The organism is Acidobacteriota bacterium (assembly GCA_016712445.1).
In the GTDB taxonomy this organism is placed as follows: domain Bacteria; phylum Pseudomonadota; class Alphaproteobacteria; order Caulobacterales; family Hyphomonadaceae; genus Hyphomonas.
Genome location: JADJRB010000001.1, coordinates 1,754,787 through 1,767,800 on the forward strand (window position 1 = coordinate 1,754,787; position 13,014 = coordinate 1,767,800).

The window sequence follows — 13,014 nt, forward strand, 5'->3', positions numbered from 1 at the left end:
GATCCTGGACGGCGGGTCTGGCAAGGGCAGAAGCCGGGGCGTCCCTTGCCAGACCCGCCGTCCAGGCTCATCCTTCGGGAGCGATGCGGCTCCGGGATACGCGGGGAAGGGCGCTTGAAGATCAGATGAGCGAGCCGCCGGTTTTTTCGGAGTTCCACAAAGCGATTGCTGAGGCGCACGGCATTTCGCTTTTTGGTCGTTATTCCGAAACCGATGCGGCCGCCACCTTGAACACGTCGCTTGTGTCTTTGCGGCGTTTGCGTGCAGATAGGCGCATCGCCTTTGTCCGTATCTCGCCCCGCAAGATCGGATTTTTCGGCTATCAGCTCATCGATTTCCTGCTGCAGGCCGTGGAGGAAAAATCATGCCCCGATACTCAAATGACCGGGAATTCCAGCTCGGAGACTTCTGGCTTTCCAAACGGCGCGGCTCCCAAGCTTGGTGCCGCACCTGGTTTGATCTCGAGGATCGACAGACAAAGCGCGTTAGCCTCGGCACAACGGATCATAACGAAGCCCGTCAGGCGCTGACCGACTGGTTCGTGCTGAACCACGCCAAGAAGGATGAAAAGCCGGCCGACGCGACGCTGGCAGAAGTTTTCGCGCGATACTTCGAACACTATGGTTCAACAATCCGGAGCAGCGGAAACATCCAACGCGCTTTGAGTTTCTGGCTCGACTTTCACGGCGCTGCGACGGTCGAAGAGGCCTGCCAGATGCCTCGCCAGCAAGCCTTTCAGAAGTACCTGCGCAGCGACCGCCGTCTTGGGCCCAGCACAAGGCGGCAGGTGCTCACGATCGGCAAGGCGGCGCTGAACTGGACGTGGAAACGCGGAGAGATTGCGTCTGTGCCTTATATCGAACTGATCAAGGTGCCGAAGCCGCCGCCAAAGGGGCGACCCCTCGATGTTCCCGAAGTCGCGCGGCTGATCGAAGCGTCGGAGTATCACCTTCAGGCTTTCATCATCCTGATGATCGCAACGACGGGCAGGAACGAGGCGGTCCTCGGCCTGACCTTCGATCAGGTCGATTTTGCCAACGACCTGATCCACCTTAATCCGGACAAGCGGGAACAGACCCTGAAGTTCCGTCCGACGATCAAGCTGCCGCCGAGTCTGAAGCCGTGGCTCCAGGCACAGTCGAGGCGGTCGCGGTCCGGCCGCGTCATCGAGTTTCGGGGTGCGCCCGTGGCGAGCATTCGCACGGCCTGGCGCACGGTTCGGGCGAAGCTGGAAATGGACGATCAGGTTCAGCCCTATGGCATCCGGCACACGATGGCGCGCTGGCTGCGCAAGAGCAGCGTTCCGGCCTGGGAAGTCGCCGCGCAGCTCGGCCACAGGAGTCCCGATGTCAGCACGACCGAGATCTACGCACCGTTCGATCCGACGTATCTTTTCAAATCGACCGCAGCAATCGACGACTTCCTGCAGCGCGTTGCGTGTCAGTTGCGTGTTAGTTCGATCTCCGAGTTCTTGATCGAGCGGATAAAAGATCAAGAAAATCAAGTCGGTGGGTGGTGGTTCGGGAGAGACTTGAACTCTCGACCTCGCGATTATGAGTCGCGCGCTCTAACCAGCTGAGCTACCGAACCGTTCGCCGCGTCAGCGAAGGCGCCTGATACACAGGGAAACGGGCCGGTGCAAGCGCCCTAGGCGGCCAGCTCCGCGACATGTTCGGCAATCGACAGGGATGAGGTCAGGCCGGGGCTTTCGATGCCGAGAAGGTTGATCAGGCCGGGGCTGGCATGGGTTTCGGGCCCTTCGATGCGGAAATCGCCGGAGGGGGCGCCCCTGGGCACCAGTTTGGGCCGCACCCCGGCATAATCCGGGCTGAGGCGCTCCAGCGTGAGGCCTGGCCAGAAGCGGGTGATTTCGGCATGGAAGAGCTTGGCGCGGGCGGGATCGACCCGGTAGTCGAAGGGCGGGCGAGCGTCGTCCGGGAGCCATTCGGCATCCGGACCCAGCTTGCCGCGCCCGGCGAGGTCGATCGTCAGGTGCAGGCCGAGGCTGGAGGCGGTCGGCATCGGGTAGATCAGGCGGCTGAACGGCGTGTGGCCCTGGATCGTGAAATAGCTGCCTTTGACATAGTGCGGCTCAGGCAGGTGAGCCGTGTGCGGGCCTTCGATCAGCGAGGCGACGCGGATGGCAAAATGGCCGGCGGCGTTGACGACCGTGCGGGCAAGGATGGTGGCGGGCGTCGCGCCCCCGGTTTCGAGCCGGACATGGCCGGTCTCGACCGCGCCGGAGAGGAGCGGCGTGCCGAACGCGATGGAGCCGCCGGCGTCCTCCAGTTCGCCTTGCAGGGCGAGGAAATAGGCGTGGCTGTCGAAGATGCCGGAGACCGGCGACTGGATGGCGCCTTTGACGTTGGCACTGAGCGCCGGCTCGACCTTGCGGGCACCGGCGCCGTCGAGCAGGCGTAGCTCCTCCACGCCGTTTTCCTCGGCGCGGGCGATGATCGCTGGCAGGCCCTCAGCTTCGTCGCCGACGCCGACGACCAGCTTGCCGCAGCGCTTCACCGTGACACCGTGCGCATCGAGATAGGCGTAGAGCATCCGGCGGCCCTGCACGCAGTGGCGGGCCTTAAGGCTGCCCTTGGCATAATAGAGCCCCGCATGGATGACTTCCGAATTGCGGGACGACGTGTGCATCGCGATCTGGTCTTCTGCCTCCAGCACGATGACCTCGCGCCCCGCCCGGGCGAGGGCGCGGGCGGCGGCAAGGCCGATCACGCCGGCGCCGATGACCACCACATCTGCTTCAAAACTGTCCGCCATGAGGGCCTGCTCTCATATCTTCCGCCAACACTCTCGCCGGAAGCACCTTGCCGGTCTATTATCAGGGCGCATGACACGGCGCAGCTTGATTCTCGTCGCTTTTCTCGCGTGCTCGCCCCTGGCAGCGTTCGCGGACATGGCGCGGGCCAATGCCGCGTTCCGGGACGGGCGGTATGACGCGGTGTTGGCCGAGACCGCCAGTACGCTGACGGCGGACGCGCAGGCGCTGCGCGCGCGCACCCTGCTGGCGAAGACAGTGTGTGGCGCGGGCGAGCCGGACACCTCCACGATCAAGGCAGCGCTGGCGGCGGCCGACGCGGCGATCACGCTGGACGCCGGGCATGTCGAGGGGCGGCTGCAGAAGGCGATTGCGCTGTCGCTGCTGACCCGGCCGATGAGCCTCAGCGAGGCAAACGAGTCCGGGTACGGACCAAAGGCCAAGGCGCTGGCTGAAGGTGTGCTGGAGGACGATCCGGACAACCATTATGCGCTGGGCTTCCTGGCGGTGTGGCATGTCGAGGTGCACCGGCGCGCGGGCTCGCTCGGCGCGGCGATCGTCGGCGCGAGCCTCAAGGCCGCGCGGACGGATTATGCCAAAGCGGTCAAGATTGCGCCGGCCGATCCGGGCCTGCGCTGGCAGTGGGCGCGGGCGCTCGCCGCATTCGACGCGAAGAAGTACCAAAGGGAGATCGAGGCCGAGCTGCAGGCGGCTCTGGCGATTGATCCGCAGACGGAGCTTGACCGCGTGATGCAAGGCCGGGCGGCCGCGCTGCTGGACGTTGTGCAGACCGCGAAGGCGCGTGAGATCGAGAAGACGGCGCTGGGAATGCTGTAGGGCGGGATGAAATCCCGCCGTAGCGAGCTGGCGCATCGTCAGCACCGGTTTGGACGGCTCATCCTGAGCGAAGTCGAAGGACGAGCCGGGCCGAGGTGCTGTTCTGCTTCGCCCATCCTTCGACTTCGCTCAGGATGAGGGCGCATTGTGGGATAGGTGGTGGCGGGATAAACCCGCCCTACGCCGCTACTCCGCCGCGACGGCCTCTGCATGCGCCGCCTGTTCCGTCAGCCAGCGTTCGGCGTCGAGGGCGGCCTGGCAGCCCATGCCGGCGGCGGTGACGGCCTGGCGGTAGGTTTCGTCGGTGACGTCGCCGGCGGCGAAGACGCCGGGGATGGCCGTGCGGGGCGAGCCGGGTTCGGTGATCAGGTAGCCGTTGGCGCGCATCGGCAGCTTGCCCACGAAAAGCTCCGTAGACGGCGCATGGCCGATGGCGATGAAGATGCCGTGGACGGGAATGTCGCGCGTGGCGCCGGTCTTGACGTTTTTGATGCGCGCAGCGGTGACGCCCAGCGGTTGCTCGTCGCCGAGCACGTCTTCCAGCGCGGTGTCCCAGATAACTTCGACCTTGGGATTCTTGAACAGGCGGTCCTGCAGGATCTTCTCGGCGCGGAAATGGTCGCGGCGGTGGACGACCGTTACCTTGGAGGCAAAGTTGGTGAGGAACAGCGCTTCCTCCACGGCGGTATTGCCGCCGCCGATGACCATCACTTCGCGGCCCCGGTAGAAGAAGCCGTCGCAGGTGGCGCAGGCGGAGACGCCGAAGCCCTTGAATTTCTGCTCGGACGGAAGGTCGAGCCACTTCGCCTGCGCGCCGGTCGAAATGATCACGGCGTCGGCGGTGTAGACCGTGCCGCTGTCGCCGACGGCGCGGAAGGGGCGCACGTCGAAGTCGACACTGGCGATATGGTCGCTGGCGACCTTGGCGCCCATTTTTTCAGCGTGCTCCTGCATCTTCACCATGAGCTCGGGGCCCTGGATTTCTGCGAAGCCCGGATAGTTTTCCACCTCGGTGGTAATCGTCAGCTGGCCGCCCGGCTGCGCGCCGGTGACGACCAGCGTATCGCGCAGCGCGCGGGCGGCGTAGATGGCCGCGGTCCAGCCGGCGGGGCCTGAGCCGATGATCAGGATTTCTGCGTGCCGTGTGTCGGTCATGTGGAGCTCCCGCGCCGCGTGTCTCGTGTATCGGAGGGCCATATGGGGCCGTCTGCGGGAGGCTTAAAGCGCCGCGCGGCTCATATCAACGTGAAGCAGGGCTATTGCGGCATCCCGGCGCGGCGGCGCTCAGGAATCGGTGCAATTTGAAGGCTCTGCGGCGCCCGCTGTGAGCAGTTCGACGGTGGCGTGGGACGCGCCGAAGGCGGCGGCCAGGCGCGCCTTCACCGCACGGCGCACCGATTCGGCGTCGGCGCCCGGGGCAGGGACGACTTCAAGCGTCACCAGCGGGCGCGATTCGGTGAGCGCCCAGGCGTGGACATGCGACACGTCCGCAACGCCCGGCACATGGGCTTTCAGGTCCGCGATGATTTTTCCGGCTTCCAGGCCGGTGGGCGTTCCCTCGATGAGGATATGGCCGGCTTCGCGGGCGATGCGCACACCGCCGAACAGGGCGAGACCGGCGACGAGGATCGAGAGCAGGGGGTCGGCGATGGTCCAGCCCTGCCACAGGATCAGGCCTGCCGCGACGATGGCGGCGACCGAGCCGAGGAGGTCGCCGGCGACATGCCAGAGCGCGCCGCGCAGGTTGAGGTCGTCCTTGTGGTTGCCGCCGTGCAGGATGGCGAAGGCCATCACGTTGACCACGAGGCCAAGCACGGCGACGCCGAGCATCAGGGGTGCGGCAACCTCCACCGGCGCGAGCAGGCGGGCGACAGCCTCCCAGACGATCCAGAGCGCCAGCAGGATGAGCAGTACGCCGTTGGTGAAGGCGGCCAGCACCTTCATGCGGGCGAAGCCGAAGCTGCGGCCGGGGTCGGCCGGCCGGGCGGCAAGCTTGTAGCCAAGCCAGGCGAGCATCAGCGAGCCGGCGTCGGTCAGCATGTGGGCGGCATCGGCCAGCAGCGCGAGCGAGCCGGAGACGAGGCCACCGATCACCTCGGCCAGCATGAAACCGCCGGTCAGCAGCGCAGCCAGGACAACGCGGCGGCGGGCGTCAGCGCTGGACATGTCGGCGTCATGGCTGTGCGTATGGCCATGATCGTGGTCATGGTCGTGATCGTGGTCGTGCGGGGCATGGGTGTGATCGTGCATCGGGCCGGGGTGCCGCGCCGGCACGCGAAGGTCAACCGGGGCGTGATAGCATTACGCAGCAACTGCGCTTATGCTCGCCGCCGAGGCACGGACAACAGTGCCCGGGAGGAAAACATGGCCAAGGTTCGCCTGCGGCAGCTGGTGATTGCCGCGCATACGCTGGATGTGGCGCAGACGCTGTCGGACGTGCTGGGGCTGGGCGAGCCGTTCATTGATCCCGGGGTGGGCGAGTTCGGGCTGGTCAACCGCGTGTTCGCGATCGGCGACCAGTTCCTCGAAGTGGTGGTGCCAACCGCGCTAACGGCGCCGGCCGGGCGCTTCCTCGGACGCGGCGGGGAGGGCGGCTATATGGCGATCTTCCAGACGGACGATCTCGCCGCGGCGCGGGCGCGGGCGGACGCGCTGAAGATACGCCGCGTCTGGAACATCGACCTGCCGGATATTTCCGCAAGCCATCTGCACCCGGCGGATGTGGGCGCGGCGATTGTTTCGATTGACGAGGCGCGCCCGGCGGGCAGCTGGCGCTGGGGCGGGCCGGATTGGGAGAAGCGCGCCTCGGGCGGCAAGCTGACCGGCGCGGTGATCGCCTGCGCCGAGCCGGAATTGATGGCGTCGCGCTGGGCCGAGGCGCTGGGTGTGAAGGCGAAGCTTGGCGTGGTGACTCTCGAGGACGCGGTGCTGGAATTCCGTCAGGGGACGGAGGAGCGGATTGTGCAGTTTGTCGTGAGCGTGCCGGATGTGGGCGCGGCACTGGCGCGGGCGACGGCGGCGGGATGTGATGTGGCGGGGCATACCGCGACCGTGGGCGGCGTGGGTTTGGTGCTCGGGAAGTAAGCCCCTCACCTTCCGCGCCCTGCGGGCGCTCCCTCCTCTCCCGCGTGGCGGGAGAGGGGCAAGAGGCGAAGCGCGACCGTCCTCACCCCTCTCCCTCCGTGAGAGGAGGGGCCCACCGCGAAGCGGTGGGAGGTGAGGGGCTTGAAGCTAGACGTCCACCTCGGCTTCCAGCGCGAACTCCTCGATGAACTCGCGGCGGGGTTCCACCACGTCGCCCATCAGTTTGGTGAACAGTTCGTCTGCCTCGTCGGCATGGTCGACCCTCACCTGCAGCAATGTGCGCGCGTTGGAATCGAGCGTGGTTTCCCAGAGCTGGTCGGCGTTCATTTCGCCGAGGCCCTTGTAGCGCTGGACCTTCAGGCCCTTGCGGCCGGATTCCAGCACCGCGCCGAGCAGGCTGGCTGGTCCGTGTACGGTGATTTCGCCGCCCTTCTCCTGACGCAGGATGGCCGGCTGGCCATAGAGGTCGGCAAGGCCGGCAGCGCGCTCGGCGAGGCGGATGGCATCCTGGCTGGCGATCAGCGAGGGCGGCAGCACAGCGGTCTCGTCGACGCCGCGCACGGTGCGCTGGAGAACGAGGGCGCCTTCCACGAAGCGGCCTTCCCAGGTGTCTTCGCCTTCCTCGGCGAGACGGTTCAGGCGCTCGGCCGTCAGCTTCGCTTCGGCGGCGTCGGCGTTCGGGGCGAGCGCTCCGGCGAGGGCCGCGTGCTCGATCAGCTCTGCCGGGGCGCGAAGGGCGAGGCGTTTGAGGCTGGCGCGGAAGTTTGCGGCCTGGCGCACGCGGTCGCGCAGGTCTTCGCCGCCGATCTGGGTGCCGTCCGAAAGGATCAGCGTTTCGCCGCTGGTGCCTTCCTCGATCAGATAGGCTTCAAGCTCCGCATCGTCCTTCACGTAGCGCTCGGAACGCCCCCGCGTGACCTTGTAGAGCGGCGGCTGGGCGATGTAGAGGAAGCCGCGCTCGATGATCTCGGGCATCTGGCGATAGAAGAAGGTCAGCAGCAGCGTGCGGATGTGCGCGCCGTCCACGTCAGCATCGGTCATGATGATGATCTTGTGATAGCGCAGCTTGTTGATGTCGAACTCGTCGCGCCCGATCCCGGCGCCGAGCGCCATGATCAGTGTACCGACCTGATCGGACGAGAGCATCTTGTCGAAGCGCGCACGCTCGACGTTGAGGATCTTGCCGCGCAGCGGAAGGATCGCCTGGTTGTCGCGGCTGCGGCCCTGTTTGGCGGAGCCGCCGGCCGAGTCACCCTCGACGATGAAGATCTCGGATTTCGCCGGGTCTTTCTCCTGGCAGTCAGCCAGCTTGCCGGGCAGGGAGGTGATGTCGAGCGCCGACTTGCGGCGCGTCAGTTCGCGCGCCTTGCGGGCGGCTTCGCGCGCGGCGGCGGCTTCGACGATCTTCTCCATGATCTGCACGGCTTTTTTCGGGTTCTCCTCGAACCATTCGCCAAGCTTCTCGCCGATCAGGCTTTCGACTACGGGGCGCACTTCGGACGAGACGAGCTTGTCCTTCGTCTGTGAGCTGAATTTCGGGTCCGGCACCTTCACCGACAGTACGCAGGTCAGTCCTTCACGCGCGTCATCGCCGGAGATTTCGACCTTCGACTTCTTCGCAATGCCGGTTTCGTTGGCATACTTGTTGATGATGCGTGTCAGCGCGCCGCGGAAGCCGGCCAGGTGGGTGCCGCCGTCGCGCTGGGGGATGTTGTTGGTGAAACAGAGGACGGACTCGTGATAGCTGTCGGTCCATTCGAGCGCGGCTTCGACCGTGATGCCGTCCTTTTCGCCGATCACATAGACCGGTTCGCCAATCAGCGAGGTCTTCTGGCGGTCGATATGCTGGACGAAGGCCTTCACGCCGCCTTCGTATTGCAGGATGATCTCGTAGGACTCGGCTTCGCGCTCGTCGCGGAAGATGATCTTCACGCCGGAGTTCAGGAAGGCGAGTTCGCGCAGACGGTGTTCCAGCGTCTTGCGGTCATAGTCGGTCATCGTGAAGGTCGACGTCGACGCAAGGAAGCGCACGGCGGTGCCGGTATAGTCCTTGCCGTTCTCTCGCTTGGGCGACTTGCCGCGCTTGACCAGCGGTGCCTCGACACGCCCACCATCGACGAAACGGACGAAGTGCTCATAGCCTTCGCGGTGGATGGTCAGGTCCAGCCAGTCGGACAGGGCGTTGACGACGGACACGCCGACGCCGTGAAGGCCGCCGGACACCTTGTAGGAGTTCTGGTCGAACTTACCGCCGGCGTGCAGCTGGGTCATGATCACTTCGGCGGCGGAAACGCCCTCCGAGGCGTGCAGGCCGACGGGGATGCCGCGTCCGTTGTCGGTGATCTCGGCAGAACCGTCCGGGTAGAGCGTGACCGTGACGCGGTCGGCATGGCCGGCGAGGGCTTCGTCGATCGCATTGTCGACCACCTCGTAGATCATGTGGTGGAGGCCCGAGCCGTCATCGGTGTCGCCGATGTACATGCCGGGGCGTTTGCGCACGGCGTCGAGGCCTTTCAGGACCTTGATGGAATCGGCGCCATATGCGCCTTCGCCGCCCTCTTCGGGGGCCTCGGGGACCGTGTCATCCGCCATGGGAAATTCTTTCTCGGGTGATTCTCAGAAGTACCCGGAATATAGGGGATTTTCGTCCCCAAGGGAACGGACAGGCCGGCTATTTTACAGTGCGCAAAGGCTCTACAAAAAGCCTTTTTTATCAGTACTTTACGCGGTAAATCTCAGGCCCGATCGAGCCTGCTCAGCCCGGGCCGCCTGCCGGCTTGTATTTGACAGGTTTTCCGCCGGGTTTCTTGCCCGATTTGGGGCCGGCCTTGTAAGCCGGTTTCGGGCCCTTGGCGTGGGCTGGCTTGCCCTTGAATCCGCCCTTGCCGCCGCCCGTTTTCGGATAGGGTTTGCCCGGCTTGCCGCCTTTCGAGCGGTCGTCCTCGACATAGTCCGACGGCGCAAAGGCGCGCGGCGGCGGGGTTTCGTCGTGGCCGCGTTCGCGCGGCGGGCGGTCCGCGCGGGCGGGGCGTTCCTTGCGGTAGGGCGCGCGCGGCGCCTCCTCACGGCGTTCGCGGCGCGGCGGAGCATCGGACGAGAAAGGTTCGGGTTCCGGGATGCCAGGCAGCGGGAAGGCCTGAAGGCTGCCTTCAAGGCGGCCGGACTCGCCGGTCTTCGTGAACAGGCGCTCGGCGCCCGCTTGTGTCAGCTCCACATGCGTGTTGCCGGAATTGATACGGATCTGGCCGATATCGTCCCGCTCAAGGCCGCCTGCCTTGCACAGCATCGGCAGCAACCATTTCGGATCAGCATTCTTCTTGCGGCCCACGTTGATAGCGATCCAGACAGCGCCCGGAATGTCGGCGCGCTCCGTACGCGGACGTTTCTCGCGCGGCGGGCGGTCCTCCCGGTCAGGGCGCGGGGCGCGCTCAGGCCGCTCGCCACGTTCAGGGCGGTCCCAGTCGGCGCGGGGCGCGCGCTCGCGGCGGTCACTGGCGCGGTCGTCGACCTCGCGCAGGTCTTCCGGCGCCGAACGGCCTTCGCGCTTGGCGCGGATGAAGGCGGCGGCCACCGCCGCGGCGCCATGCTGGGCCAGCAGTTGCTCGACGAGGGCCGCTTCGTTGTCGTTGGCCGGATCAGACAGGGCGGGGTCCGCGAGGAGGCGGGCATCATCCTGGCGCGCGATCTCGTCGGCGGAGGGCGGCTTGCCCCAGCTGGCGGAGATCTTCGCGTCCTGCAGCAGTCGTTCGACGCGGCGGCGGGCCTTGGGCGCCACCAGCATGGCGCTGACACCCTTGCGGCCCGCGCGCCCGGTGCGGCCGGAGCGGTGAAGCAAGGTGGCCGGATCGCGCGGCAAGTCCGCGTGGATCACGAGGCCGAGATTCTTGAGGTCGAGCCCGCGGGCGGCAACGTCGGTGGCAATACAGACGCGGGCGCGCCCGTCGCGCAGGGCCTGCAGCGCGTTGGAGCGTTCCTTCTGGCTCAGTTCGCCCGACAGGGCGACGACCGGGAAGCCCCGGTTGCCCATGCGGCTCATCAGCTTGTTGACGGCGGCACGGGTGGAACAGAAGACCAGCGCGCTTTCGGAATCCGAATGGCGCACGATGTTGACGATGGCATTCTCTTCATCGCCGGGGGCGACGAGCATGGCCTTGTATTCGATGTCGACGTGCTGGCTCTTCTCGGCGTCTGTGGTGACGCGCTCGGCGTTCTTCTGGTAGCGCGCGGCGAGGGCGGCAATACCTTTCGGCACTGTTGCGGAAAACATCAGTGTACGGCGCTCGTCCGGCGTGTCCTGCAGGATCAGCTCGAGTTCCTCGCGGAATCCCATGTCAAGCATCTCGTCGGCTTCGTCGAGCACGACAACGCGCACGCCGCCGGTGACCAGCGAGCCGCGCTTGATGTGGTCGCCGAGGCGCCCCGGCGTGCCGATGACGATATGGGCACCGCGTTCCAACGCGCGGCGTTCGTCGCGCATGTCCATGCCGCCGACACAGGTGGCCAGACGGGCGCCGGCATTGCCGTAGAGCCATCCGAGTTCGCGTGCGACCTGCATGGCCAGCTCGCGTGTCGGCGCCACGATGATCGCGAGCGGCGAGGAGGCCGGCATCAGCGTGTCTTCGCCGGCAAGCAGGTCATCCGCCATTGCGAGGCCGAAGGCCACGGTCTTGCCAGAACCGGTCTGGGCAGACACGAGCAGGTCCTTGCCGGCAAGGTGCGACGCGAGCACGGCGGCCTGGACTTGGGTAAGGGTGGTATATCCGCGTGCGGACAGCGCGCCTGCGAGCGCGGCGGGGATCGTATCGGGAAGGGTCATTCAGGGGCTTTCGGGCGTCAAGCGGGCCTATTGGCACGTTTGAAGCCGGGCGGCTATGCCCAACCTGCCGCTGCAACAGGCATTCGCGGCGCGAATAGGGAAATGTGCGTAGCCCTTTCCCGCACCGGGACGTGTAAGCGGGCGAGCATGAACCCGAACTGGCTTTCCCACGCCGCCCGCGCCGTTCCGCGCTATACGAGCTATCCGACCGCGGCGGACTTCACGCCCGAAACGGGCGAAGCGGAAGCGCGCGCCTGGGCTGGCTCTGTGGCGCCCGGCGAGGCGATTTCGGCCTATGTGCACATCCCGTTCTGCGAAACGCTGTGCTGGTATTGCGGCTGCGCGACCAGCGTGCCGAACGGCTATCGCCGGGTCGGTGAATATGCCGGCCGCCTGAAAGCGGAGATCGAGCTGTGGGCCCGGTCGCTCGGGCCGCATGCCGGTATCGGTCACCTGCATTTCGGCGGGGGATCGCCGAATGCGCTCAACGCGGCCGACTTTGCCGCGATCGTGACGGCGCTGCGCGGCAGTTTCGGCTTGCGGCCAGATGCGGAGATCGCGGTCGAACTTGACCCGCGCACGATGCACGAGGGGCAGGTCGAGGCACTGGCGGCGGCGGGCGTCACGCGCGCGAGCCTGGGCGTGCAGACGCTCGCGCCGGCGGTGCAGGCTGCGGTCAACCGTATCCAGCCGCCGGACATGGTGGCCCGCCTCGTGCGCGACTTGCGCGCCGCCGGGATCGGTTCAATCAACATGGATCTGATGTACGGCCTCCCGCACCAGACGACGGAGGACGTCGTCACCGCCGCGCGCTTCGCCGCCGGAGCCGGTGCTGCCCGCATTTCCGTATTCGGCTATGCGCACGTGCCGTGGTTCGCCAAGCACCAGAAGGCGATCGACGACGCGGCGCTGCCCGGACTTGAGGCCCGGTTCGAGCAGGCGGACGCTGCGGCGGCGGTCCTTCGCGCGGCGGGCTACCTGCAGATCGGGCTTGATCACTTCGCCCGTGCCGATGACCCGTTGGCGGTTGCTGCCCGCAACGGACAATTGCGCCGCAATTTTCAAGGGTACACGGATGATCCGCATGCGACGCTGATCGGGCTGGGGGCAACGTCGATCTCGCAGTTCCGCGAGGGATTTGTCCAGAACCTGAAAGACCGCAGGGCGTGGGGCGAAGCGGTTGCCGCCGGCAGGCTGCCGGTGGAACGCGGCGTGGCGATCACGGGCGACGACCGGCTTCGCGGGCGCGCAATCGAAGTGCTGATGTGCCAGATGTCGGTGGATGCCGGCGAGGTGTGCCGCGAGACGGGCGCGCCGCAGGGTAGCCTTGACGCTGCGCTGGCCAAAGCCCGCGCGCTGGTGCCTGCCGGGCTTTGCCAAGTTGATGGCCAGCGCGTCAGCGTGCCGCCCGCTGCGCGGCATTTCCTGCGCACCGTGGCGCAGTGCTTTGACGGGCGAACGCCGGTGACCGGCGGCGCGGCGCGTCATGCCAAGGCGGTCTGAT

At 66.6% G+C, this 13,014-nt stretch carries 8 protein-coding genes, 1 tRNA gene and 1 pseudogene; 4 read left to right on the forward strand and 6 right to left on the reverse strand.

The genetic code is table 11. The annotated features are described in order from the left end of the window. Window positions 1-364 precede the first annotated feature (364 nt). Window positions 365-1,372: pseudogene (locus tag IPK75_08955) on the forward strand (site-specific integrase). 141 nt (window positions 1,373-1,513) lie between these two features. Here the strand turns inward: IPK75_08955 and IPK75_08960 are convergent. Then, a tRNA-Met gene (locus IPK75_08960) sits at window positions 1,514-1,590 on the reverse strand. 57 nt (window positions 1,591-1,647) lie between these two features. After that, window positions 1,648-2,775, reverse strand: coding sequence for an NAD(P)/FAD-dependent oxidoreductase (locus IPK75_08965; protein ID MBK8198488.1), 1,128 nt, complete (start codon window positions 2,773-2,775; stop codon window positions 1,648-1,650). Between the two features lie 70 nt (window positions 2,776-2,845). Between IPK75_08965 and IPK75_08970 the strand changes: the two genes are divergently transcribed. After that, window positions 2,846-3,610 (forward strand): hypothetical protein, encoded by a 765-nt coding sequence (locus IPK75_08970; GenBank protein ID MBK8198489.1) that lies wholly within the window; start codon window positions 2,846-2,848, stop codon window positions 3,608-3,610. 186 nt (window positions 3,611-3,796) lie between these two features. Here IPK75_08970 and trxB read toward each other — a convergent pair whose 3' ends face one another. Beyond that, the gene (gene trxB / locus IPK75_08975; GenBank protein MBK8198490.1) at window positions 3,797-4,765 is read right to left on the reverse strand and encodes a thioredoxin-disulfide reductase; all 969 of its coding nucleotides are present in this window, start codon (window positions 4,763-4,765) and stop codon (window positions 3,797-3,799) included. A gap of 129 nt (window positions 4,766-4,894) precedes the next feature. Beyond that, a complete protein-coding gene (locus tag IPK75_08980) occupies window positions 4,895-5,860 on the reverse strand; it encodes a cation transporter (protein ID MBK8198491.1) in 966 nt (321 codons plus the stop codon). Between IPK75_08980 and IPK75_08985 the strand changes: the two genes are divergently transcribed. After that, the gene (locus tag IPK75_08985) at window positions 5,798-6,694 is read left to right on the forward strand and encodes a VOC family protein (protein MBK8198492.1); all 897 of its coding nucleotides are present in this window, start codon (window positions 5,798-5,800) and stop codon (window positions 6,692-6,694) included. The genes IPK75_08980 and IPK75_08985 overlap by 63 nt on opposite strands. 147 nt (window positions 6,695-6,841) lie before the next feature. Here the strand turns inward: IPK75_08985 and gyrB are convergent, their stop codons facing one another. Both gyrB and IPK75_08995 read right to left on the reverse strand, forming a co-directional pair. Further along, a complete protein-coding gene (gene gyrB / locus IPK75_08990; protein ID MBK8198493.1) occupies window positions 6,842-9,286 on the reverse strand; it encodes a DNA topoisomerase (ATP-hydrolyzing) subunit B in 2,445 nt (814 codons plus the stop codon). Between the two features lie 163 nt (window positions 9,287-9,449). Next, on the reverse strand, window positions 9,450-11,510 hold the full coding sequence (locus tag IPK75_08995) for a DEAD/DEAH box helicase (protein ID MBK8198494.1): 2,061 nt from the start codon (window positions 11,508-11,510) through the stop codon (window positions 9,450-9,452). A gap of 147 nt (window positions 11,511-11,657) precedes the next feature. Here IPK75_08995 and hemN point away from each other — a divergent pair, with 147 nt between their 5' ends. Beyond that, on the forward strand, window positions 11,658-13,013 hold the full coding sequence (hemN, locus tag IPK75_09000; protein MBK8198495.1) for an oxygen-independent coproporphyrinogen III oxidase: 1,356 nt from the start codon (window positions 11,658-11,660) through the stop codon (window positions 13,011-13,013). The last annotated feature ends 1 nt before the right edge of the window (window position 13,014 follow it).